The following is a 22,824-nucleotide window of genomic DNA, read 5'->3' on the forward strand; positions in this document are numbered from 1 at the left end:
GACGTCACAATCAATTCCGAAGCCTGCATTCCGCTGTGAGGTGCGCGTAATGATGCGTCGTTTTGAAGATGCCCGTATCCTCATGTACAGCCATGATACGTTCGGCCTTGGCCACCTGCGCCGATGCCGCACCATTGCCCATTCGCTGGTCGAGGATTTTCGCGGGCTGAGCGTGCTGATCATTTCCGGCGCCACTATTGCCGGCGCTTTCGACTACCGCGCCCGCGTCGACTTCGTGAAGATCCCGTCGGTGATTAAGCTGCGCAATGGCGAATATGAATCGATGGAGCGGCACCGTCCGCTCGACGACACGCTGAAGATGCGCCGTTCGATCATCCGCCACACCGCTGAGACGTTCGAGCCCGACATTTTCATCGTCGACAAGGAGCCCATGGGGCTCAACGGCGAAGTCGAAGAAACGCTCACCTATTTGAAAACACGTGGCACGACTTTGATCCTTGGCCTACGCGAGGTCATGGATTCGCCGCATCTGCTCGACGCCGAATGGCAGCGCAAGAGCGTCATGCCGAAGATCAGTCAGTATTACGACAATGTCTGGGTCTACGGACCGCCGGATTTCTACGATCCGCTTATCGGCCTTGAAGTGCCGGAGCCGGTGCGCAACAAGATGAACTTCGTCGGCTTCCTGCAGCGTTCCGTGCCGAGCGAAGCCCTCACGGATCATCGCCCCAAGGAAGACTATATCCTCGTCACCACCGGTGGCGGCGGCGACGGCGCCGATCTTGTCAACGACGTCATGCGCGCCTACCAGCACGATTCGTCGCTGCAGCATAAGGCGCTGGTTGTGCTCGGCCCGTATATGCCGATGAAGAAGCGCCGCAAGCTGATGCGCCGCGCCGAACAGATTCCCAGCCTGGAAGTGATCGAATTTGATAACCGCATGGAGGAACTCGTTGCCGGCGCCAAGGCCGTCGTCGCCATGGGCGGCTACAACACCTATTGCGAAATCCTTTCCTTCGACAAGCCGGCACTGATCGTGCCGCGCGTGCAGCCACGCGAGGAACAGTTGATCCGCGCCCAGCGCGCCCTCGAACTCGGGCTGATCGACATGCTGTTGCCGGATGAGGCCGAGGATCCCCAACGCATGTCGGCCGCACTGAAGGCGCTGCTTGAGCGGCCCGCTCCGTCGCAGAGTGCTCCGGAAGCGATCCGGCTCGAAGGCTTGCCGCATATTTCGCAGATCGTCGGCCGGCTGCTGGAGCGGCGCGAGCCGGGCTTCCTGTCCGTCGTCAAGGGGTGATTTGGACAATGGCCAGTCGCAAGATCGTCGTGGTGCTCAAGGGTTATCCGCGCCTGTCGGAGACGTTCATCGCCCAGGAACTCCTGGGTCTTGAGCGGGCTGGTTTCGAATTGGAGCTCGTTGCGCTCCGCCGCCCGACCGACAAAAAACGCCACCCGGTGCACGACGAGATCAAAGCCCCGGTCCGCTACCTGCCCGAATATCTGCACGAAGAGCCGGGCAGGGTGCTCTCGGCACTTGTCAAATGCCTGCTGAAGCCTGGCTTCTGGCGTGCCCTGCCGGCCTTTGCGGGCGATTTATGGCGCGATCGGACCCGCAACCGCATCCGCCGCTTCGGCCAGGCAGCCGTGCTTGCCGCCGAATGGCCCGAGGGCGGCGCCTGGCTGCATGCGCATTTCATCCATACGCCGGCCTCGGTGGCTGCCTATGCGAGCGTGATCACCGGCATCCCCTGGACATGCTCGGCCCATGCCAAGGATATCTGGACTTCGCCCGCCTGGGAGCTGGAAGCCAAGCTCTCCAGAACTCGCTGGACAGTGACCTGCACCTGTTCCGGCTTCGAGCATCTCAATCGCCTCGCTGGCCAACGCTCGCATGTGCATCTGAGCTATCATGGTCTCGATCTCGCCCGTTTCGGCCCATTCGACGGTGGCCGATCGTTGCGGGACGGCAGCAGCAGCGACGATCCTGTCCGCATCCTGTCCGTCGGACGTGCCGTCGAGAAGAAGGGCTATGACGTTCTGTTGAAGGCGCTTGGCCGCCTGCCGGCCGATCTGCATTGGCGCTTCGAGCATATCGGCGACGGTGAACACATCAAACGGCTGAAGGCCCTGGCTGCCGAACTCGGCATCGAGGACAGGATCGACTGGCGCGGCGCGCTCGACCAGAACGATGTGTTGGCGGGCTATCGCCTAGCCGATATTTTCGCGCTCGCCTGCCGCATCACCGAGGACGGCGACCGTGATGGCCTGCCGAACGTGCTTGTCGAAGCGTCGAGCCAGGGGCTAATGTCGATCTCGACCAATATTTCCGGCGTGCCTGAGCTTTTGGTCGACGGCGAAAATGGTCTCATGGTCCCGCCAGAAAATCCCGAGGCACTGGCCAAGGCGCTGGAGACCGCGATCCGCGACGCAAGCTACCGCCACCGCCTGGGGCAGGCGGCGGAGAGGCGGGTCCGCTCCGATTTCGATTTCCACGCCAGCATCGGCCAGCTCAAATCGCTGTTCGAAATGGAATGGCAGAAGAGTTGATGACCAATCCCCGCAAACTCCGCGTCTTCTTTTACGTTCAGCACCTGCTCGGCATAGGCCATCTGGCCCGCGCCAGCCGGATTGCCCGCGCCTTGGCCGCCGATGGCTACGAGGTCAGCATCGTGACCGGCGGAACCCCGGTCGCGGGCTTTCCCGGGCCGGAAGTGACCCATGTCACCCTGCCGGCGATCCTCTCCGGCGATGCCGGCTTTTCCGGTCTCACCGATAGTTCCGGCAAGCCGGTGGATGAGGCTTTCATGGAGGCGCGGCGGGCTGAGCTCATCGCCGCATTCCATGCGGCAAAACCCGATATCGTCATCATCGAAGCCTTTCCTTTCGGCCGTCGCCAGGTGCGTTTCGAACTGATCCCGCTGCTCGAAGAAATTTCCGCCATGCCGGAAAGGCCGCTTGTGCTGACCTCGCTGCGCGACATCCTGCAGGAACGCACCAAGCCGGGCCGCGACGAGGAGAGCGTGGCACTTGTGTCGCGCTATTTCGACCATGTGCTTGTCCACGGCGACCCGAATTTCGCCCGCCTGGAGGACACGTTCCGGCTGGCGGATGAAATCGCCGGAAAGGTCATCTATACCGGTCTTGTCGCTGCGCCACCGCCAGCACTAGGCACGGAAACCTTCGACATCGTCGTTTCTGCCGGTGGCGGTGCCGTCGGAAACGGGCTTATCCGTGCGGCTCTCGGCGCCATCAGTGCGTTGCCGCCGGATCTCTCCTGGTGCGTCATCACTGGCCCCAATCTGCCACAGGCCGATTTCGATGCCATCACTGCCGACGCGGCAGCCAATGTTCGCATCTTCCGCTTCCGCCAGGATTTTCCCAGCCTGCTCACCGCTACGCGGCTGTCGGTCTCCCAGGCCGGCTACAACACGGTCTGCGATATCCTCCGCGCTGGCTGCCATGGCCTGCTTATCCCCTTCGTCGCCGGTGGCGAGACGGAGCAGACAGTGCGTGCCGAGCGCCTGGAAAAGCTCGGGCTGGCGACGGTGCTGACCGAAGCGGCGCTATCGGCGGAGACGATGACATCAGCCATCGAAAATGCGTTGGCCGGGCCGCGCCCGTCCGGCCACGGCCTGGATTTAGAGGGCGCGCGGCAAACGGCAGGGATTTTGCGGCAATTGGCGGCGGCCCGGCGGATTGCCGCGTGATTTCAAGCCGGCCAGCCGCCGTCGCGAAAGCCTAAACCGCCCCGATCAGCATGAACCGCGTATATTTCTTCATCGGCAGAGAACCGGCAAACGCGACCTCTGCAAGTTTCGCCTGGTCGACGAAGGCGTCCAGTGATTCGACGCAGTTGATATGCGTCGGTTCGCTGAAATAATTGTTCGACTGCAGCAGCACCCGGGTCCCCGTTGGCAGCAGCGACAGCCAGGCCGGCAGGTCCGCGATGTGCTCACAACTGGTGTTGATGACGAGATCGGCGCCGAGTTCGGCATAGGGCAGGGCATACATATCAGCCGTCATCGCGCGAAACCGATCCTTCCACGCAGCGTTGAGCACTTCCGCGACGTTACCAACCTTCGGATCGATGTCAAAACTGTCGATGGCTGCAGTGTCGAAGCGCGGATCATCGAAGAACATCGCGGCCAACACGCCATACCAGCCGCCCATGATGGCGATGCGGTTGAATTTGCCGCCGAGGGTTTCATAAAGCGCCTGCCGGGCCCATATCTTGCATTGGACCTGCTTGTGATTGAAGGCATTGGCGAGATCGGCATCGGGGTATTTTGCGATCACGCCGGCCATGCCCGTCATCAGCGGGCTCGCGGTATAGGCGGCGATGCCGCGCAGGAGGTCAAAGGCATAATCATGCCAATCGGTTGCGGTGATGTCGTCGGAATGGATGGTGTTCATCATGGCGCTGTTGTAGGCTGGAGCTTTGGGGAGTGCAACATGCAGCCGATGCAGACTGACGATGATCAGACGGCGGTTCCGGACGATGATATTCCGCATCTCGGCGGCGTCGGCGCGACGCTTCGCCAGGTGTTCGCCGCCCATTTCCTGCGGGACTGCCCGCATGTGCTGGAAATCGGCGGTCACATCCGCCCGATCACCTCCTATCTCACGCATCATCCGTTGTCGGTCACCTCGGTCGATCCCAAGACCAAGGCCTATGAGGCGGAAGTGCTCCACGGCGCACCCTGCCGCGTTCGCCATATCCCTCGCAAATTCCAGGAAATTCGCTATGATTATGCCGTGAGAAGTTACGGACTGGTGCTGCTCGGCTATTCGCTGAAACCCTTCGGGCCGCACGATCCGTTGGGAGATTTGCTGTTTTCACTGATCGATAGTGCCAAAGTCGTCGTAATAGATTATGCGCCGGCGCTGGACAGGGGTGCTTCGCAGGTGCCGGTCATCGTCAATCGTCCCTCCGTCAGGGTTCGGATGACAGCGGACCTCCGCCTGCATGACCCGGAAATCGCCGAGACACCCTATGCAGACCGGCGCTTTTATGTTCTCGATCCGGTTGCCATGTCGTAAGAGCCTATGATGGAAAAACGTCTCTCGAGCTACATCTGGAAACATACGCGCAGTCAGCAGCTCTACATCCTGCTGATCGTGGCGATATCGATGATCCCTTATTTCATGTCGTTCGACCTGCCGAAGCAGATCGTCAACGGACCGATCCAGGGCAAAGGCTTCAAGGAAGGCCAGACCCAGCTCTTCTTGCAGATGGGTGTCGATATCCCGTGGCTTGGGCATGTGACGCTGTTTCCGGGAATAGCTCTTGACCGGATGTCGATGCTTTTCGCGCTGAGCGGCGTCTTCCTGCTCCTGGTCATCGTCAACGGCCTGTTCAAATATTATATCAACAACTACAAGGGACGCCTCGGCGAGCGCCTGCTGCGCCGCATTCGTTTCCAGCTCGTTGACCAGATTCTCAGATTCCCGCCGACGCAGTTCAAACGCGCCAAAGGCGCCGAAATCGCCAGCATGGTCAAGGACGAGGTCGAGCCGCTCGGTGGCTTCACCGGCGATGCCTTTGTCTCGCCGGCTCTGATCGGTGGCCAGGCGCTGACGGCTTTGTTCTTCATCCTCGTGCAGAATTTCTGGCTGGGCCTGATCGCCGCTCTGATGGTTGGCGTGCAGGGATTCATCATCCCGCGCATGCGCCGCAAGCAGCTGATTCTCGGCCGCGAACGCCAATTGACCGCCCGTGAGCTCTCGGGCCGGGTGAGCGAGATTTTCGAAGGCATCAGCACGATCCGCGCTTTCGACACCACCAATTACGAGCGCGCCGACATTGCTGCCCGGCTGGGGCGGATTTTCCGCATCCGCTACGACCTCTACAATTGGAAATTCCTCGTCAAGTTCATCAACAATTTCCTCGCCTCGCTAACGCCTTTCCTGTTCTACTGCATCGGCGGCTATCTGGCGCTCAACGGCCAGCTTGACATCGGCCAGCTGGTTGCCGTCATCGGCGCCTACAAGGACCTGCCGGGGCCGCTCAAGGACCTGATCGATTGGGATCAGACCCGCCAGGACGTGCAGATCAAGTACACCCAGGTCGTCGAACAGTTCAGCGTCGAAGGCATGATCGACCCGAAGATCCAGGACGTCGCTGCGGATGCGCACGACTTGAGCGCCGAGCCTCTGGCCGCGGTCAATCTGTCGTTGGTGGACGACAGCGGCGCGCGGCTCCTGAGCGGCGTCTCGCTGCAGATCCATCCGGGTGAAACGGTGGCCATTGTCGGCGCGGCTGCGGCCGGCGGCGAGTCGCTGGCGGAAGCCTTCGCCCGGATCATCTGGCCGGAAACCGGCCGTATCACCTTCGGCTCGCATGACATCATGAGCCTGCCGGAATCGGCCACCGGCCGGCAGCTTTCCTATGCCTCGTCCGAGACCTATTTCTTCCATGGCACGCTGCGTGACAACCTGCTCTACGGCCTCAAACATGCGCCTTTGAGGGAGGCGGAATATGATGAAGACGGCCTTAAGAAACGCAAGTGGGAGGTCAATGAAGCCCGCTTGGCCGGCAATCCGGATCTCGACGTCAATGCCGACTGGATCGATTATACCGCGGCTGGCGTTTCCGGCCCGGAAGAGCTTTCCCGGGCGATCGCAGCGGCGCTCGATGCCGTGCTGCTCTCGAAGGACATCATGGACCTGGCGCTTCGTTCGATCGTCGATCCCGAGAACCACGAGAATTTTGCCGCCCGCATCGTCGAAATGCGCCATGCGCTACGCGAGGAACTGGACAAGGAGGGCCTGTCGAGCCTCGTGGCCTCGTTCGAGCCCGGTGCCTATAATACCGAGGCAACCGTTGGCGAAAATCTGCTTTTCGGCACGGCCACAGGCCCGGCATTGATGGGGCGGGCGATCGCGCAGAACGGCTATTTCCGCTCCGTCGTCAGCCGCACAGGGCTGGACCGCATCCTCTACGAAATGGGCCTGGAAATCGCAGAGAACGCAGTCAATCTGTTCGGTGACCTGCCGCCGGATCATCCTTTCTTCCAGCAATTGACCTTCATGACGGCAGACGACCTGCCGCAATATCAACTGCTGCTGCAGCGGCTGAAGGGCAAGCGTTTCGAGGATGTACCACCGGAAGACACAGTGGCGATCATCCGCCTGAGCTTCCTTTATATCGAGCCTCGCCACCGCTTCGGCTTGTTGACCGACGAACTGATGCAGAAGATCGTCGATGTTCGCCGCGAGTTCCATGATGGCCTGCCCGAGGATCTATCCGGAGCCATCGAGCGCTACGATCCGGACCGCTACATGGCGGCGTCGACGCTGATGGACAATGTGCTGCTCGGCCGCATAAGCCACAAGCATCCCGACGGTTCCGAGCGCATCCGTTCGATCGTGCGCAAACTGCTCAATACGCTTGGCCTTTACGACAGCGTGCTGGAAGTGGGCATGGAGTATAATGTCGGCGCTGGCGGCCGCAGATTGACCTCGGTCCAACGCCAGAAGCTCAATCTGGCGCGCACCCTGTTGAGACGGTCCCCCTATTATGTATTCAACAGGCCGCTTTCCGCCTTGGACCAGCGCGTGCAGGAGCAGGTGCTGAGAAATGCGCTCGACCTGGTCCACAAGGATGGTCTTGAGGCGACTGTGATCTGGGTGTTGTCGAACACGTCTTTGACAGACATGTTCGATCGCGTCATCGTCTTCGACAAGGGCAAACTGGTGGAAGACGGCACGCACGAGACTCTTTTACAGAAGAGCGGTATTTTTAAGGAACTTGTGTCATAGATCATGTCACGAGCGGTCAGACAGTCTAAGATGTGCGGGGTGAAAACCTGATCATGATGCTCAAAGACGAAGTACAAACATTGCGGCAGGTGCCCCTCTTCGCGCGTGTTGCGCCGGCGAAGCTGAAGCTTCTGGCATTCACCTCCGACCGCGTCAGTTATCGTCCAGGGGATACCCTGTTTCACCAGGGCGATCCGGGCGATGCCGCCTATGTCATCCTGGCCGGCAAAGCCGATATTCTCAACGAGTCGCCGGGCGGTCAGATCAAGGTCGCAGAGCTCGATTACAACACCATTGTCGGCGAGATCGCCATCCTCTGCGATACGTCGCGCACCGCCACCGTCAAGGCGACCATGCCGATCGAGGCGCTGCGAATCCGCAAGGAAGACTTTTTAAAGCTGCTCGCCGACTATCCGGAAATGACCATCGAAATCATGCGCGTGCTGGCCGACCGCCTGAGCCGCACCACATTGGAGCTCGCCGAGGCACGCAGCCGGATCGAACAGGTCAACTGAACGCCAAAGGCTCGACTGCGCCGCTTGCCAGATCCACGGTGAAATTCCGCGACGGCAGGCCAGACGAAAACCGCTCGAACATTGCGAGCAGCCGGGCAAACGACCATTGCACCCCGCCCTTGTCCGGCGCGCATGTGGCGAGCCGCTCCGAGAGCCGCCGATAGGCCTGTAAGCGCTCCGGCGTGACATCGGCAAGCCCAAGATCGCTGCCCATCCGCACCCGATACCAATCTCCGAGAAACGTCATGATGGGAATGTCCGCCAGCAGCGCTTCGCCATTGTTCGCAAGATCGGCAAGCGTCATCGTCCTCGCTGCTTCGGCGAGAGGGTCTGGCCATTCCCGCTTCAGGTAGCGCCGGCCGACGAGATAGCCCAGATGGGCTGAGACGAAGGCGCCATAATCCTCGGCGTCGAGGAGGGCGGCGGCATTGAGGCCGGTCCTTCGGGCTTCCATCCGATAAAGATCCGCGATGCCCGGATCGAGTGCCATGTCGCCGATCTCTACGGTCTCGATCGCAAGCTGCCCGGTCCCGATCGAGACGATTTTGTAGGCCGCTGGAAAGGCAACCAGGGACGGCACGGAGATGTTGACGAGGAAACCGTCGGGCTGAGCGATCCGCGCCGTGTCGTTGGCATGCAGGTGGCCGCTGAAATGTACCCGAATGCCCGCCGCGATCAGCGCCGCGCCGACCTCGGATTCCGGAATGYGCCTGAGAAGTGCGGTCTCGCCCAGCACAGCGCGTTCATCCGCACCGGTGCGGTCGAGTGGGTCGAGCGCCGGATAGTGCGAGAAGGCAAGCAGGGTCTTGCCGAGATGCCTGGCTCGCCCTGAAACATCCTTCATCCAATCCAGCACGAAGCGTTTCTGCATGAGCATAGCATTCCAGCCGGCATCGCTGCTGTCGGCAAGGGTTGCTTCGTCATCGCCGGCAACGCCGTCGATGGGAACGAAGACATTGGCATCGATCATCAGCAGCCACAATCCTTCGAAGGGCTCAACCAGATAGGAGGCATCCATCAGCCGCCTTGCCGTTCCTTCTGATGATCCCGCCTTGTAGAGCCGATCCTCCGGCGCGTCACCTGCTCCGAACGGCGTTTCCCAGTGAAGATAGTCCGATGCACGGAACAAGCCGCTATGGCGCGGCAGTCCATCGGGATAGCCAGTGCAGCGCATGCCAGCGCTGGTGATCACCCGATCCTCCTCCGGTCCCGCGCTGCGTTGCGGATCGCTGGTCACCAGGTCCATGCCCCCCTCGGCATTGAGGAAGCGTTTGGCGCGATGGCGGCCGGAAACGCCAAAAATGTCGTGATTGCCCGGAACAGCATAGAACCGCATGCCGCCCGACCGGTAGAAGTCCAGCAGCGCATCCAGCGCCTTCAACGTGGCGAGCTGTCCGTCGTCGGAATAGTCGCCAAGCAGCACGACATGGCGGATGCCGCGCCGGCTGACATCGTCGAGCGCATGCCTGAGCGCCCGATCGCTTTCGTTGAACAGCCGCGTCGATTTTATCGAGTCGGCGAAAGACCGGAGAAACAGCCTTTGACCTTCGACGATAACGCCTCCGGCGCCGAAATCCGCTTTGGGATCATGAAAGTGGGCGTCGGCGATGACGGCGATCGTCGGCTTAGGCATAGGCGGCATTGGGAAACGTTTCTCCGGGTAGCAGGGACTGAAATAATAACGGATGTCATCATATATATTTAAAAATATGAGATTGACCCGCCGCGTCTGGACCTGTTCCATTGGCTCTCGTGGCGGAATGGCGGCAGTCGCGGGCATCGATGCTAAAACGAAAGAATGATCCAGTGTTCAGAGTGCGTTTTTGGGGAGTGCGCGGCAGCCTGCCTGTATCCGGCCCCGACTTCCAGAGATTTGGCGGCAATACGGTCTGCATAGAAATGCAGTGCGGAGTGCATCGGTTGTTGTTCGATGCAGGCTCCGGATTGCTGCCGGCCGGTCGGACCTTGCTCGCCGACGGCGTCACGACGTTCAATCTGTTCTTCACGCACTGTCATTACGACCATATCATCGGCCTTCCTTACTTTGCGCCGCTTTTCGATCCGCGTTCGGACCTCACCGTCTGGTCCGGCCACATGGCCGGAAAGATGACGACGCATGAGATGATCACCGGATTCATTCGTCCGCCGTGGTTCCCAATCGAGGTCGACGAGTGTCGCGCACATCTCAAACCGCGTGATTTCAAAGCCGGCGAAATCCTTGAGCCTTATCCCGGTGTTCGGCTGCTGACCGGTAATCTCAACCATCCGGGCGGTGCGATTGGATACCGTGTCGAATGGCAAGGGCGTTCGGTGGCGCTGATCACCGATACCGAGCACCAGCCTGGCATTCTCGATCCCAACGTGCTGTCGCTGATCGAGGGCGTCGATCTCTTCCTCTACGACACCACCTATACTGACGACGAGATGCCCTACAAGATCGGCTATGGTCATTCCTCCTGGCAGCACGCTATTCGGTTGGCGCGGGCGGCCGAGGCGGCGCATGTCGCCTTCATCCATCATTCGCCGCTGCGTACCGATGCCGAGATAGAGGCGATCGATCGCCTCGCCGTCAACCAGTTTCCCAACGCCTTTTCGGCGCGCGAAGGCCAGGTCTTCGACGTCGATGGCCTGACGCTACGCGAGCATATCCGTTAGCGACACCCAGCGGCAGGCAGGATGCCGGCGCGTCACCGAGAACATCGCGTCAAGGAACGCCCATCCCGCTTCGTCGTGGACGAGGTGATGGGTCAGAAAGCCGAGCGCGCCGCCGCTCTCCCACATTTCATCAAGCCGCTTCACCATGTCGGCGACCAAGGCCGTCGTTTCGCGCGCGCCGCGCGTTCCGTGCCAGTCCATCAGGTCGACATGGGTGTTGACGACGGCGAGCGGCGCCGGCTTCTCCGGCCCGAAAACGGATATGGCCTTGAAGCCGAGGTCTGGCAGCCCCGCGATGACACGGGGCGCAATCCGGTTCCACGGCGGCACGAGCACGGGAGCGAAGCGGGCAGCGTGAAACGCCTCCAGGCGATGAAAGCCCGCTTTCAATTCCTCAAGCACTGTCTCGACCGGCCGATGTGCGCCGAGCTCCTGCTTCTTTTCGTCGAGCCTCGCGTGATTGGTGTGCGACCAGCCGTGGACGACGACCGCGACCTGAGGAAATTGGGTCAGATAATCCGCCAATACCTGCCCGGTATGGAGCGGAATAACCGCGAGCGTCACCGGCAGGTCGTGCTTGGTCGTCAGCTCCAGAAGTCGTACGAGTTCTGCTGTCGGCTCGATGGCATCGTCGTCCCGCAACCAGAAACGGGCCGTCTTGCCGGTGGCCTGCCAGCGGTCCAGTTCATCGACAAGCGGTTGCCAGATGGCGTCGTCGGTCATTGGTTCCCCACATGCTCGTGCAGAATCTCATCCAGCCGCTGCGCTGCCCGGGCGATGGATCGTTCCTCGCTGACGAAACGCCGCGCCTCGGCTCCCATCCGCGCACGCATCTCCGGATCACCCAGCATGATGCGGATGGCATTCGCGTAAGCCGGCACGTCGCCAACCGGCGTCAACAGGCCGGTGCGATCCGCGATCACGACTTCCGGCACGCCATGGGTATCCTGCGCGATCACAGGCAGCCCGGCAGCCTGCGTTTCGAGATAAGAGAGCCCATAGGCCTCGGTGCAACCCGGCCAGACATGAACGGCACTTTCCGACAGCAGGGTGGCGATGTCCTGCCGGCTTTGCTGCCCGTGCCAGATGATCCTCTCGGGCTCGAATCCGGCAAACATGGCCTCGGCCTGCTTTCGGCAGATGCCGTCACCGATGATCGAGAGCGTCCAGTCTTCCTCCTCGATCAGCTTGAGCGCTGCGGCGAGCATCGCCAGACTGTCCATCTTGTTGCCCGGCCGCATCATCGCCATGGTGACCAGCCTTCCCGGCTGCGGTCGAGGCGGCAGGGTGAGGAAGATCGAGCCGTCGAGAAACGGCGGCAGAAATGCCGTGCGCGCCGCCGGCGCCGCCTCGACGAGCCCCCGCCGGTCGCGCGTGGTGAGGCAGATGTTGACGCTGGCCATTTCCAGCGATTGCAGCACGATTGCCTGAGCCTCTGCCCAGGCGCCAAGATTGCGGCGCGCCGAATAGGAGGTCTCGACGGTCACATATGGGATATCGAAGGCCTTGCCGAGCACGGGACCGATCAGATCAGGCGCCTTGTAATAGGGATGATAGGTGATCCAGGCATCGGGGGCGCCGTCGCGCTGCCAGGCGGCGCCGATCCGCTCTATCTCCGCCTCGGCCTGCCGCCGCAATGAGGGCAGGGCGTCGGACGACGGCTCGCGCATGAAGGCACGGAGCGTCGAGGCGATCTCGACCGTGTGGCCGGCCGCCTGCAGCGCGGTGATCAGCAATTGCGCCATCAGCCTGTCGCCGGACGGGACGGGATGGTCGGGCGACTTCAGCGGCGCATAGAAGGCAATCTTCATGCTCCAGGCTTAGGAATTTTCCGCCGCCATTGTCAATTCGCCAGCCTGTTCTTCGAGATGGCTTCGCACCGCTCCAGCGATATCGGGCGAAAGTCCGGGGGGCTGCCCAGGACCGCGCCAACACGGAGATCGAGACACGCCGCGATGGTGGCGCGGTGTCAGCTCATATCATCAGATCATGGTGCCAGTGCATGTGTGGCGCTTCGTCCGTCGCAGCCAGATCCCAATGGCCTCCGCCGCTAACGGCTTGCCCCGCGACATTCTCGACCTTGACGATCACCGTCTGGTCGTCGTTGATGCCGTTGCTGTCTGTGACGCGCACGGTGAGCCGATAGACATTGTCCCCGTTGCTGTCGAAAGGGTGCTCGAAATCCGGTTTGGCGTAGAAGGCGATCTCGCCGGTTATCGCATCGATGCTGAAGGCGCCGCCATCGGGTTCGCCGCCACCGAGCGCGCGAATGATCTTGTAGCTCAGGCCATCGCCTTCCTTATCGCCGAAGGAATCGCTGGCGCCGATGTCGGCGACGGCGAGCGTTCCTTCCTTGACCGCATATGTATGGGTCAGGCCGCCGGCGATCGAGGGACCCTTGCCGATCAGGTCGGCCAGCGACAGGACCTGGTCCGAGAACTGGAAGCGCTCCACGCCCGTGATCGTATCGGCTCCATCCGGTGAGCCCGGCCGCGCATCCCGGATAGTGACGGCGCCGTTCTTGAAACTCACATGATATTTGTTGCTGACGCCACTGAAGATAGCGACATCATTGTCGAGCAGGCTGGTCACTGCCTCGTCGCCGCCATCGATCCTGTCATTGCCGGCGCCGCCGGTGAGGATGTCGGCGCCATTACCGCCCTTGAGCACGTCATCGCCGCCGCCGCCGTTGACAGTCTCGAAACTGCTGCTGCCGAGATAGGTCTCGGCCGCCTTGCTGCCGATGAAGTTGAAGCCGTCGGAGTGAAAGACGTCGAAATTCTTGAATGTGCTACCGGCGAAGGTGCCGGTGTTTTTAGACTGGTCTGCAAGGTCGAGCATGTCTCCGAAGAAGCCGTTGGCGAAGAGATCGTCCTTGCCGCCGCCGCCGTCCACGGTCTTGGCCGCGCCTTGCATGGTGAAGCTGTCATTGCCGCCGGCAAGATCGATATTGCCCGCCGCGGTGGTCATGACCCTGTTCGCGGCGTCGTTGCCGATGAAATTGACGGTGACGCCGTCTGGTGTCAGGTCGGTGCTCTGGATCAGGTTTTCGAAATTCTTGGCGGTGTTGGAGGCGAAGATGCCCTTGTTCTTCGAAGGATCGGCGAGATCCAGTTCGTGGACCTTGCTGGCATCATATTCGGTGAGCACGAACTGCAGCGTATCGCTACCCTTGCCGCCGTCGGCGAAAGCGCCGGTCTCGCCAAAACCCCAGCGGACGGTGTCGTTGCCGCCATAGGTGCGGACCTGATCGGCGCCGATATCGTAGCGACCATCGCCGATGACGTTGTTGGCCTCGCTGCCGTAAATCACATCGGCCACTTCGGTGCCATAGACATTCTCGACGCTCTTCAGTTTGAACGTGCCTCCGAAGGGGTTTTGGCCCGTGCCGGTTCTCAAGTCGACCAGCGCCCCCTTTGTCGGATGAACCTCGCCGACGACATCCTCCATCGGCCGCAGTTGAAGAAGGTCGGTGCCTTTCCCGCCTTGATAGACGAGATCACCGGGATTCCACTTCAGCGCAGTATCATTGCCGTCGCCGCCGGTAACGGTGTCGTCGCCCGCCCCCGTGTCGAAATAGGCGCCAGCCTTCGCCCCTTTCTGGACTGTCGCCACGGTGTCTCCGGCCATAAGCGAGACGACATAGCTGTAGTCCGTCGGCTGCTCCATCATGTGATCGAAGAAAGTGACGGCATTCTGCGGCGTGAAGCCGGAGATCGTCGTGCTGGCGACACCCTCCGCGCCGGAGGTCTGGAACGTGAACGATGTCACTGTGCCGCCGGTAATCGTGTTGTGGGCGATATCGCCGGTCAGCCCATGTCCATGCGCGATGATCGACAAGGTTGGATAGGCGTGCTGGCCGTCCTCCGCCTTGCCCGACGAGAACGCCTGGACGACGGCCTCAGCGACCTTGACGCTTATCTTGACGAACTTCTTGACGTTGTAATTGTTGAAATGTACGACCCAATAATCATTATATGGGCCGAAGTTGATTGGAACCGCCACCCAGGCGTTGTCCGGATAATCTATATCCCTTTGCACGCTGGCGATCCTCTTCTGAACGTACGAAAAGCATTCCGCGCGGCACGAGCCTCGTTGAAGGAGCTTAGGCGGCAAAAGGAGTGGTGACTATCCCTGATCAGGGTAGGGCGACAAATTCCCCGCAGAATCCCGGCCGCGTCAGCAGCGCCGAAAACGGTGAACCAGGATAAGCGCTGGCGAAGACGACGGAGCGCCTGCGGTGCTTCTCTTCGAGCGAAAGCGCTTGTCTCAGCGCTATGCGACGGGCGAGTTCCCCGGCACGTCCGCCGGGCAATGACCGGTCAGGCAGCGCCCGCCACCGGCGCGTCGGCGGTATCCGACAGAGCGACCTCCAGCAGTTCCCTTGAATAGGGCTCCCTGAGTTCGCCGCGCTTGAGATCCGCCACATCGGCAATCTCGACAACCCGGCCATGCCGCATCACCGCCAGCCTGTCGCAGAGGAAAGACACGACCGGCAGGTTATGCGTCACCATCACATAAGTCAGGTTCCGCTCGCGCCGCAGCCGCTTCAGCAGGTTGAGGATTTCCGCCTGCACCGAGACATCGAGCGCCGAGGTCGGTTCGTCGAGCAGCATCAATTTCGGCTCCAGGATCAGCGCCCTGGCGATGGCCACACGCTGCCGCTGGCCGCCGGAGAGCTGATGCGGAAAGCGGAAACGGAAGCGCCGGTCGAGCCCGACGGCAGCAAGCACGCTTTCGACCCGTTCGTTCTGGCCGCCGATGCCGTGGATGGAGAGCGGTTCGCWGAGGATCGCATCGACCGTCTTGCGCGGATGCAGCGACCCATAGGGGTCCTGGAACACCATCTGGCAGATCTTTGAAAAACTGCGATCGATGCCATGGCTGCGTTGATTGCCGAAGACTGAAATCGACCCCTTCCATTCCGGCGCCAGCCCCGCAATGGCCTTGAGCACGGTCGACTTGCCCGAGCCGCTCTCGCCGACCAGCGCAAAGCTTTCGCCCTCGCTGATATCGAGGGCGATGCCATGGGTGATCTGTGTCCGGCCATAAAAGACGTCGAGATTCTGGATCGATAAAGCGCTCATGTGCCGCCCCATGCGCTGCGGTCGAGGACAGGCAATTCCTCGCGGGTTTCATTGAGACGTGGCGCCGAGGCAATCAGTCCGCGAGTGTAAGGATGTGTGGCCCGCATCAATTCGCCAGCTTTACATTCTTCGACGATACGGCCGGCATTCATAACCAGGATGCGGTCGCAATAGCTGGAGACGAGATTGAGATCGTGGCTGATGAAGATCAGCCCCATGCCCTTGCGCGTGACGAGATCGTCGATGATGTCGAGCACCTGGGCCTGCACCGAGACGTCGAGCGCCGAAGTCGGCTCGTCGGCGATCAGGAGGTCCGGTTCCGGGATCAGCATCATGGCGATCATCACCCGCTGACCCATGCCGCCGGAAAGCTCGTGCGGGTAGAGTGTGGCGACACGGTCGGGGTCGTTGATCCGGACGGCTTCGAGCATGGACCGCACCCGGCTGGTTATTTCCTTACCCGAGAGTTTCTGGTGCGTCAGCAGCGCTTCGGCGATCTGCTCGCGCACGGTCATGACCGGATTGAGCGAGAATTTCGGGTCCTGCATGACCATGGAAATGCGGGCGCCGCGGATTGACCGCATCTGCCGTTCGGACTGTTTCGCCAGATCGATGCCGTCGAATTCCAGCCGCTTCGCGGTCACTTTACCCGGTGCGCGAATGAGCTTCAGAATGGAGCGGCCGGTCATCGATTTCCCGGAGCCGCTCTCGCCGACGATCCCGAGCCGCTCGCGGCCAAGCGAGAAGGAGACGCCGCGCACGACCTCGGCCGGGCCGCGCGGTGTCGGAAAGGTGACCCGCAGATCTTCGACCGTTAGTAATGGCTTACTCAATGGCCTTCTCCGCTCTTCGGGTCGAGCACGTCGCGTAGACCATCGCCCAGGAAACAGAAACCGAGCGAGACGATGATGATGGCAAAGCCCGGCATGGTCGCCACCCACCACTGTTCGAGGATGAAGGAGCGGCCGCGGGCAATCATTGCTCCCCATTCCGGCAACGGTGGCTGCGCGCCGAGCCCGATAAAGCCGAGGCCGGCGGCGGTGAGAATGATGCCGGCCATGTCGAGCGTGACGCGGATGATCATCGAGGAGGTGCAGAGCGGCAGGACATGGCCGCAGATGACGCGCAGTGCCGAGGCGCCCTGCAGCCGGATCGCGGCGATGAATTCGGAATTCTTGAAGGTCAATGTCTCGGCCCGGGCGATACGCGCATAGGCGGGCCAGGAGGTGATGGCGATGGCGATGATGGCGTTGTCGATGCCAGGGCCGAGGGCCGCAACCAGCGCCAAAGCCAGGATCAGCTTCGGCATCGACAGGAAGATGTCGGTGATGCCCATCAGGATGCGGTCGACCCAGCCGCCGAAATAGCCGGAGATCGCGCCGATCAACAGGCCCGCGGGCGCTGCCAGCACGGCGACGATGATGACGATAGTCAGCGTGATCCGCGAACCACGGACGACACGCGACCAGATATCACGGCCGAGTTCGTCCGTGCCCATCCAATGCGCCGAGGACGGCGGCATCAGCCGATGCGCCAGATCCTGCGCAACCGGATCCTGCGGCCCGATCCAGGGTGCGAAGATCGCTGTCAGGATGAGCAGGAGGATGATGGCCAGCCCGACCATGGCCAGCGCATTGCGGGAGAGGGCGGCTGAAATCCGGTACATGCGTGACACCCGTGCCTGCATCCGCGAGGCGGGGCTGTCGTCGATCAGCCAATTGTGAAGGTCTGTAAATGCCATGTGTGTCCTCACCCCGTCAGCGTGCGCGGGGATCGAGAATGCGGTAGAGCGCATCCGAAAGCTTGTTGATGCCGATGAACACGGCGCCGATCACCAACGTCGCGCCGAGCACTGCCGACATGTCGGCATTGAGCAGCGCCACGGTGAGATAATTGCCGATGCCCGGCCAGGAGAAGATCGTCTCGATCATGACGGAGCCTTCGAGCAGGCCGGCATAGGAGAGACCGCAGACGGTGATCAGCGGCACCAGGATCGGCCGAAAGGCATGCCGCCAGATCACCAGCCGTTCCGGCACGCCCTTGACCCGCGCCGTCGTCACATATTCCTGCGCCAATTGGTCGAGCATGAACGAGCGGGTCATGCGGGCGATATAGGCAAGGCTGAAGAAACCGAGGATGCTCGCAGGCAGCGCCAGATGCAGCACCGCGTTCCAGAAAATCTCGGTCTCGCCGGCCAGCAGCGTGTCGACCAGCATCAGCCCGGTGATCGGATCGACCAGCCCGTCATAGTAGACATCAATACGGCCCGGGCCGCCGACCMATTTCAGGCGCGCATAGAAGACTGCAAGTCCCACCAAGCCGAGCCAGAAAGCCGGCACGGCATAGCCGAACAGGCCGATGACGCGGATCACCTGGTCGAGCAGGCTGCCCTGGCGGCTCGCCGCATAGACGCCCATCGGCACGCCGATGACGATGCCGATGATGATGCCGAGCGTCGCCATTTCCAGCGTCGCGGGAAAGACGCGTCTCAGGTCCTCCGCCACCGGCCGGCCGGTGGAAACGGATGTGCCGAAATCCCCGCGCAGCACCGAGCCGACATAGTCGATGAACTGTATGATCATCGGCTTGTCGAGGCCAAGCTGCAGCCGCGCCGCTTCATAGACCGCCTTCGGCGCCCGGTCGCCGACCACCGCCAGCACCGGATCGATCGGCACCACGCGGCCGATGAAGAAGGTGATGGCGAGCAGGCCGAGGAAAGTGAGCGCCAGCGAGATCAAAAAGCCGGCCAGGCCGATCAGGAAGCGCCGAGCGCGGCCACTCTCAGGTGCCGCCTTGAGCGCACCCGTTGCGGAGGGCAAAGTGTCTGGTTCGAACGCCAAGCGGCAGGCCTCTCATCAAGTTCCCCGACGCTTGTCATACCCCAAATGAGGTTTCGGATATCTCCGGGCGTCTCAAAAATTTCGCTTGGAATATACAAAAAATTTTGCTTGTATCAAATAAATTTTACTCAGCCGGGAGCCGCAATGCCGCCCTTGACCGGAGCCGCGATCGAGACCACCCAGCCGAAAGTCGGCGCGCTGATCCGCGCCCGGCGGCGGCAGCTCGGCATGACGCTGCAGGAAATCTGTGATGCCGCCGGCATCTCGCTCGGCTATCTCTCCCAGGTCGAGCGCGACCAGGCGACGCCGTCCCTCGGCACGCTGGCGCAAATTGCCCGCAGCCTCGATGTCGGCATGGACTATTTCATCGCTACGCCAAGCGTCGAGAGCGCGCTGACCCGCGGCGCCGAGCGCGAAAAATTCTCCGTCGACGGCTCATCCGTTCTCTATGAACGGATCGCCACCGATTTTGCCGGCAATATCCTGTCTTCGTTCGTGCTCAATGTGCCACCGGGCTACCGCTCCGAGACGGTCAGTCATGAGGGCGAGGAGATCCTCTACGTGCTCGAAGGCACGATCCAGCAGCGGCTCGATGACGAGGAAATCACCATGACTGCCGGCGACAGCCTGCATTTCCGCGGCAACCGCCCACATGCCTGGTGGAACGATTCCGGCAAGCCGGCACGATTGCTGTGGACCGGAACCCTTCCGCTTTTCCGCGGTCGTCCGACGCTCGCCGAAACCCCCGCCAAATCCAGTACCACAAAGGGCAAATAGCCTGACAAGAGGAGAACGACCGATGAAAATGTTCAACGCCGCGCTGGTCGCGGCCACTATGCTGGTGCCGGCCGCAGCCGCGACTGCGGTCTATGCCGCGACACCGGCGACCGCGCTTGTCGTCGCCGAAAATATCGACGACATCGTCTCGATCGACCCGGCCGAAGCTTATGAATTCTCGTCGGGCGAATATGTGACCCAGACCTATGACCGCTTAGTGCAGTATGATGCGCCGGACGTGCAGAAGCTGGCGCCGGGCCTTGCTACCGAATGGAAGGTGGATGACGCCAACAAGACCATCACCTTCACCATCCGCGATGGCGTGAAATTCTCTTCCGGCAATCCCGTCCGCGCCGAGGACGTCGTTTATTCGTGGAAGCGTGTCGTCGTCCTCAACAAGGCGCCGGCTTTCGTGCTGACCCAACTGGGCTGGACGCCGCAGAATTTCGACAGCATGGTCAAGGCCGACGGCAACAAGGTCGTCGCCAAATATGCGGGCGATATGTCCTCGGCCTTCGTGCTCAACGTGCTCGCCTCGCGGCCCGCATCGGTTGTCGACGAGGCGACCGTCAAGTCGCACGAAGCCAACAATGACATGGGCAATGCCTGGCTGAAGGCCAATTCGGCCGGCACCGGTCCGTTCATCCTCAAGGCTTTCCGCCCCAATGAGATCATCAACCTTGCCGCCAATCCCGACTATTTCGGTGGCGCTCCGGCGATGAAGTCGGTGATCATTCGCCACGTCGCCGAAGCTGCGACCCAGCAGTTGATGCTCGAATCCGGCGATGTCGACATCGCCAAGAACCTGACGCCGGACCAGATTTCCGGCATCACCACCAAGGGCAATTTTACCGTCGAAACCTATCCGCAGGCGGCCGTTCATTTCCTGTCCCTCAATCAGAAGGATCAGGCGCTGACCAATCCGGCGATCTGGGAAGCGGCGCGCTACCTTGTCGACTATAAGGGCATGACGGACTCGTTCCTTAAGGGTCAGATGCAGGTCCACCAGGCCTTCTGGCCGAAGGGTTTCCCCGGCTCGCTGGACGACACGCCCTATAGCTTCGACGTCGCCAAGGCCAAGAAGATCCTTGCCGACGGTGGCGTCAAGACGCCCATGGACGTGACGCTCGACGTCATCAACTCGACGCCGTTTACCGACATGGCGCAATCGCTGCAGGCCGGCTTCGCCCAGGCCGGCATCAACTTCAAGATCATTCCCGGCACCGGCAGCCAGGTGATCACCAAGTACCGCGCCCGCACACATGAGGCCATGCTGCTCTATTGGGGTCCGGATTTCATGGATCCGGATTCGAATGCGGAAGCCTTCTCCTACAATGCCGACAATTCGGACGGCCACTATCAGTCGACCACGACCTGGCGCAACGGCTGGGCTGTGCCGGACGAACTGAACAAGGAGACCAAGGCAGCTCTCGCCGAGCCGGATACCAACAAGCGCAACGACATGTATGTCGACCTGCAGAAGAAGGTCCAGACCAATTCGCCGATCGTCATCATGTTCCAGGCGGCAACGCAGGTTGCTATGGGGAAGAATGTCAGCGGCTATGTGAACGGCGCCACCTCGGACTTCGTGTTCTACCGGTTGGTGAAGAAGAACTAAGCTGGCTAAATGAGTGGGTCATCCGGTGAGGACTCGCCGGGTGGCTTAACGATATCTCGCTCATTGATCCCCGCGATACCCCCCTGTCCTGCCGGACATCTCCCCCTCAAGGGGGGAGATTGGCCAGAGGCGCGCTCATCGGCTCAAATATCCGTCGAGAACCGGGCGCGAGACGGTTTATGTGGGGCAGAGCGGCGCGCCCATCCAATCTCCCCCCTTGAGGGGGAGATGCCCGGCAGGGCAGAGGGGGGTGTGGCTAACTCGATGATCAAAGTAGCGGCTTCCGAACAACCGCCCCCAGGACATTCCCCATGCCCCTCGTCCGCCCCATCCGCCCCACTGACGCCGATGACGTTGCCGCTATCTACGCCTACGAATCCGTCATCACAAATACCGGCCAGATCCCGCATCGCGATGCCGCCTTTTGGCAGAATTTCTACAAGTCCCGCGATCCCGGCGGTGTCGAACTGGTCGAAATGCTCAATATGGCGGACAATTGGCTGAATCTGATGCGCGTCGAGCTGGCGGTCGCGTCGACAAACGAGCGCGCCATCCACCTCTATAAGAAGCATGGATTCGAGATCGAGGGTGAGGCGCGCTACGATCTCTTTAGTGCAGGCCATTATTCGAGCAGCCTGCACATGGCGCGGTTTCATCCGCGCTTTGCCCCGATGCTGAGCGCCTGAGCACTGCGCCGTCGCGACGCTCTCAGTCGGTGGCGATTACTCGGCGGTCCAGCCGCCGTCGACCGGCAGCGTCACGCCGGTGATCTGCTTGGCGCCATCTGTGCAGAGGAACAGCGCCACGGCGGCGATTTCCTCGACGGTGACGAATTCCTTGGTCGGCTGGGCAGCGAGCAGCACGTCGTGCTTGACCTGTTCCTCGGTCATGTTGCGCGCCTTCATCGTGTCCGGGATTTGCTTCTCGACCAGAGGCGTCCAGACGTAGCCAGGGGCGATGGCGTTGCAGGTGATGCCGTCGCGGGCAGCTTCCAGCGCCACGGTCTTGGTCAGGCCGGCAATGCCGTGCTTGGCCGAGACATAGGCCGACTTGAACGGCGAGGCGACCAGCGCATGCGCCGAGGCGGTGTTGATGATGCGGCCCCATTTGCGCGCCTTCATGCCTGGAATGGCGGCCTTGATGGCGTAGAAGGCTGCAAGCAGGTTGATGCGGATGATCGCTTCCCATTTGTCGTCAGGAAAGTCTTCGATCGGCGAGACGAACTGGATGCCGGCATTGTTGACCAGGATGTCGAGCGTGCCGAAGGCGGCTTCCGCATCCTTGACCATCGCCGTGACTTCCGCGCCGTCCATCATATTGGCGGCGGAATAGCGGCACTTGACGCCGAAATCCTTTTCGATCGCCGCGCGCTCCGCCTCGATCGCGGCAGCATCGCCCAGGCCGTTGATGGTGACGTTGGAGCCTTCAGCGGCAAAAGCGCGGGCGATGGCAAGGCCGATGCCGCTGGTGGAGCCAGTGACGAGTGCATTCTTGGAAATGAGAGAACCCATGAGCTTTTCCCGCATGTGCTAAGAGACGGAGAGGAGACGGCGAGACTGCCGAAATAATTCGTACATTTGCATTCTCTCATGTCGCTTTGATTACAA

The 22,824-nt window shown here is 61.4% G+C and carries 20 protein-coding genes; 10 read left to right on the forward strand and 10 right to left on the reverse strand.

From position 1 onward, the window contains the following. Positions 1–49: 49 nt before the first annotated feature. The 3 genes from AC1DYF_RS14855 to AC1DYF_RS14865 are packed head-to-tail and all read left to right on the forward strand — an operon-like array spanning position 50 to position 3,671. Complete coding sequence (locus AC1DYF_RS14855; protein WP_477877496.1) at positions 50–1,261, forward strand: glycosyltransferase family protein; 1,212 nt, start codon at positions 50–52, stop codon at positions 1,259–1,261. Positions 1,262–1,269: 8 nt separating this feature from the next. Then, positions 1,270–2,511 (forward strand): glycosyltransferase family 4 protein, encoded by a 1,242-nt coding sequence (locus AC1DYF_RS14860; RefSeq protein ID WP_477877497.1) that lies wholly within the window; start codon positions 1,270–1,272, stop codon positions 2,509–2,511. Next, positions 2,511–3,671 carry a glycosyltransferase family protein gene (locus AC1DYF_RS14865; RefSeq protein ID WP_477877498.1) on the forward strand — a complete coding sequence of 387 codons (1,161 nt, stop codon included), beginning with the start codon at positions 2,511–2,513 and terminating at the stop codon, positions 3,669–3,671. The genes AC1DYF_RS14860 and AC1DYF_RS14865 overlap by 1 nt, the downstream gene beginning before the upstream one ends. Before the next feature lie 31 nt (positions 3,672–3,702). Here the strand turns inward: AC1DYF_RS14865 and AC1DYF_RS14870 are convergent, their stop codons facing one another. After that, entirely contained in the window at positions 3,703–4,380 is a 678-nt protein-coding gene (locus AC1DYF_RS14870) for a class I SAM-dependent methyltransferase (RefSeq protein ID WP_477877499.1), read from the reverse strand. A 36-nt stretch (positions 4,381–4,416) separates the two neighbouring features. On the opposite strand from AC1DYF_RS14870, the gene AC1DYF_RS14875 reads away from it, so the two are divergent. The 3 genes from AC1DYF_RS14875 to AC1DYF_RS14885 are packed head-to-tail and all read left to right on the forward strand — an operon-like array spanning position 4,417 to position 8,240. After that, positions 4,417–5,004, forward strand: coding sequence for a hypothetical protein (locus AC1DYF_RS14875; RefSeq protein ID WP_477877500.1), 588 nt, complete (start codon positions 4,417–4,419; stop codon positions 5,002–5,004). A gap of 9 nt (positions 5,005–5,013) precedes the next feature. Beyond that, on the forward strand, positions 5,014–7,725 hold the full coding sequence (locus tag AC1DYF_RS14880) for an ABC transporter transmembrane domain-containing protein (protein ID WP_477877501.1): 2,712 nt from the start codon (positions 5,014–5,016) through the stop codon (positions 7,723–7,725). Positions 7,726–7,778: 53 nt separating this feature from the next. Further along, a complete protein-coding gene (locus AC1DYF_RS14885) occupies positions 7,779–8,240 on the forward strand; it encodes a cyclic nucleotide-binding domain-containing protein (RefSeq protein ID WP_477877502.1) in 462 nt (153 codons plus the stop codon). Here the strand turns inward: AC1DYF_RS14885 and AC1DYF_RS14890 are convergent. Then, positions 8,233–9,882, reverse strand: coding sequence for a metallophosphoesterase family protein (locus AC1DYF_RS14890; protein ID WP_477877503.1), 1,650 nt, complete (start codon positions 9,880–9,882; stop codon positions 8,233–8,235). The genes AC1DYF_RS14885 and AC1DYF_RS14890 overlap by 8 nt on opposite strands. A gap of 140 nt (positions 9,883–10,022) precedes the next feature. Here AC1DYF_RS14890 and AC1DYF_RS14895 point away from each other — a divergent pair, with 140 nt between their 5' ends. Continuing rightward, on the forward strand, positions 10,023–10,895 hold the full coding sequence (locus AC1DYF_RS14895; RefSeq protein WP_477877504.1) for an MBL fold metallo-hydrolase: 873 nt from the start codon (positions 10,023–10,025) through the stop codon (positions 10,893–10,895). Here the strand turns inward: AC1DYF_RS14895 and AC1DYF_RS14900 are convergent. The 7 genes from AC1DYF_RS14900 to AC1DYF_RS14930 all read right to left on the reverse strand — a co-directional run bounded on the left by AC1DYF_RS14900 (position 10,875) and on the right by AC1DYF_RS14930 (position 18,822). Continuing rightward, a complete protein-coding gene (locus AC1DYF_RS14900) occupies positions 10,875–11,618 on the reverse strand; it encodes a polysaccharide deacetylase family protein (RefSeq protein ID WP_477877505.1) in 744 nt (247 codons plus the stop codon). The genes AC1DYF_RS14895 and AC1DYF_RS14900 overlap by 21 nt on opposite strands. Next, entirely contained in the window at positions 11,615–12,706 is a 1,092-nt protein-coding gene (locus AC1DYF_RS14905; protein ID WP_477877506.1) for a glycosyltransferase family 4 protein, read from the reverse strand. The genes AC1DYF_RS14900 and AC1DYF_RS14905 overlap by 4 nt, the downstream gene beginning before the upstream one ends. A 163-nt stretch (positions 12,707–12,869) precedes the next feature. Further along, positions 12,870–14,936, reverse strand: coding sequence for a hypothetical protein (locus tag AC1DYF_RS14910; protein ID WP_477877507.1), 2,067 nt, complete (start codon positions 14,934–14,936; stop codon positions 12,870–12,872). A gap of 281 nt (positions 14,937–15,217) precedes the next feature. After that, positions 15,218–15,982 (reverse strand): ABC transporter ATP-binding protein, encoded by a 765-nt coding sequence (locus AC1DYF_RS14915; protein ID WP_477877508.1) that lies wholly within the window; start codon positions 15,980–15,982, stop codon positions 15,218–15,220. Further along, positions 15,979–16,815, reverse strand: coding sequence for an ABC transporter ATP-binding protein (locus AC1DYF_RS14920; RefSeq protein WP_477877509.1), 837 nt, complete (start codon positions 16,813–16,815; stop codon positions 15,979–15,981). The genes AC1DYF_RS14915 and AC1DYF_RS14920 overlap by 4 nt, the downstream gene beginning before the upstream one ends. After that, positions 16,812–17,723: an ABC transporter permease gene (locus tag AC1DYF_RS14925; RefSeq protein ID WP_477877510.1), complete on the reverse strand. Its 912-nt coding sequence runs from the start codon at positions 17,721–17,723 to the stop codon at positions 16,812–16,814. Before AC1DYF_RS14925 ends, AC1DYF_RS14920 begins: the two co-directional genes overlap by 4 nt. Before the next feature lie 16 nt (positions 17,724–17,739). After that, a complete protein-coding gene (locus tag AC1DYF_RS14930; RefSeq protein WP_477877511.1) occupies positions 17,740–18,822 on the reverse strand; it encodes an ABC transporter permease in 1,083 nt (360 codons plus the stop codon). 144 nt (positions 18,823–18,966) lie between these two features. On the opposite strand from AC1DYF_RS14930, the gene AC1DYF_RS14935 reads away from it, so the two are divergent. The 3 genes from AC1DYF_RS14935 to AC1DYF_RS14945 all read left to right on the forward strand — a co-directional run bounded on the left by AC1DYF_RS14935 (position 18,967) and on the right by AC1DYF_RS14945 (position 21,903). Next, positions 18,967–19,599 (forward strand): helix-turn-helix domain-containing protein, encoded by a 633-nt coding sequence (locus tag AC1DYF_RS14935; protein WP_477877512.1) that lies wholly within the window; start codon positions 18,967–18,969, stop codon positions 19,597–19,599. A gap of 22 nt (positions 19,600–19,621) precedes the next feature. Beyond that, positions 19,622–21,217 (forward strand): ABC transporter substrate-binding protein, encoded by a 1,596-nt coding sequence (locus AC1DYF_RS14940; RefSeq protein WP_477877513.1) that lies wholly within the window; start codon positions 19,622–19,624, stop codon positions 21,215–21,217. A gap of 311 nt (positions 21,218–21,528) precedes the next feature. Next, a complete protein-coding gene (locus AC1DYF_RS14945; RefSeq protein ID WP_477877514.1) occupies positions 21,529–21,903 on the forward strand; it encodes a GNAT family protein in 375 nt (124 codons plus the stop codon). Between the two features lie 36 nt (positions 21,904–21,939). Here the strand turns inward: AC1DYF_RS14945 and AC1DYF_RS14950 are convergent, their stop codons facing one another. Continuing rightward, positions 21,940–22,728 carry a 3-hydroxybutyrate dehydrogenase gene (locus tag AC1DYF_RS14950; protein WP_477877515.1) on the reverse strand — a complete coding sequence of 263 codons (789 nt, stop codon included), beginning with the start codon at positions 22,726–22,728 and terminating at the stop codon, positions 21,940–21,942. Positions 22,729–22,824: the final 96 nt, after the last annotated feature.

Source organism: Rhizobium sp. P2_G9 (genome assembly GCF_056403475.1).

Excerpts from the sequence above, each read along its gene's own strand:
- AC1DYF_RS14855 (WP_477877496.1), top strand. The coding sequence starts at position 50 with ATGATGCGTCGTTTTGAAGATGCCCGTATCCTCATGTACAGCCATGAT.
- AC1DYF_RS14860 (WP_477877497.1), top strand. The coding sequence starts at position 1,270 with ATGGCCAGTCGCAAGATCGTCGTGGTGCTCAAGGGTTATCCGCGCCTG.
- AC1DYF_RS14865 (WP_477877498.1), top strand. The coding sequence starts at position 2,511 with ATGACCAATCCCCGCAAACTCCGCGTCTTCTTTTACGTTCAGCACCTG.
- AC1DYF_RS14870 (WP_477877499.1), bottom strand. The coding sequence starts at position 4,380 with ATGATGAACACCATCCATTCCGACGACATCACCGCAACCGATTGGCAT.
- AC1DYF_RS14875 (WP_477877500.1), top strand. The coding sequence starts at position 4,417 with ATGCAGCCGATGCAGACTGACGATGATCAGACGGCGGTTCCGGACGAT.
- AC1DYF_RS14880 (WP_477877501.1), top strand. The coding sequence starts at position 5,014 with ATGGAAAAACGTCTCTCGAGCTACATCTGGAAACATACGCGCAGTCAG.
- AC1DYF_RS14885 (WP_477877502.1), top strand. The coding sequence starts at position 7,779 with ATGATGCTCAAAGACGAAGTACAAACATTGCGGCAGGTGCCCCTCTTC.
- AC1DYF_RS14895 (WP_477877504.1), top strand. The coding sequence starts at position 10,023 with ATGCTAAAACGAAAGAATGATCCAGTGTTCAGAGTGCGTTTTTGGGGA.
- AC1DYF_RS14900 (WP_477877505.1), bottom strand. The coding sequence starts at position 11,618 with ATGACCGACGACGCCATCTGGCAACCGCTTGTCGATGAACTGGACCGC.
- AC1DYF_RS14905 (WP_477877506.1), bottom strand. The coding sequence starts at position 12,706 with ATGAAGATTGCCTTCTATGCGCCGCTGAAGTCGCCCGACCATCCCGTC.
- AC1DYF_RS14925 (WP_477877510.1), bottom strand. The coding sequence starts at position 17,723 with ATGGCATTTACAGACCTTCACAATTGGCTGATCGACGACAGCCCCGCC.
- AC1DYF_RS14935 (WP_477877512.1), top strand. The coding sequence starts at position 18,967 with ATGCCGCCCTTGACCGGAGCCGCGATCGAGACCACCCAGCCGAAAGTC.
- AC1DYF_RS14940 (WP_477877513.1), top strand. The coding sequence starts at position 19,622 with ATGAAAATGTTCAACGCCGCGCTGGTCGCGGCCACTATGCTGGTGCCG.
- AC1DYF_RS14945 (WP_477877514.1), top strand. The coding sequence starts at position 21,529 with ATGCCCCTCGTCCGCCCCATCCGCCCCACTGACGCCGATGACGTTGCC.
- AC1DYF_RS14950 (WP_477877515.1), bottom strand. The coding sequence starts at position 22,728 with ATGGGTTCTCTCATTTCCAAGAATGCACTCGTCACTGGCTCCACCAGC.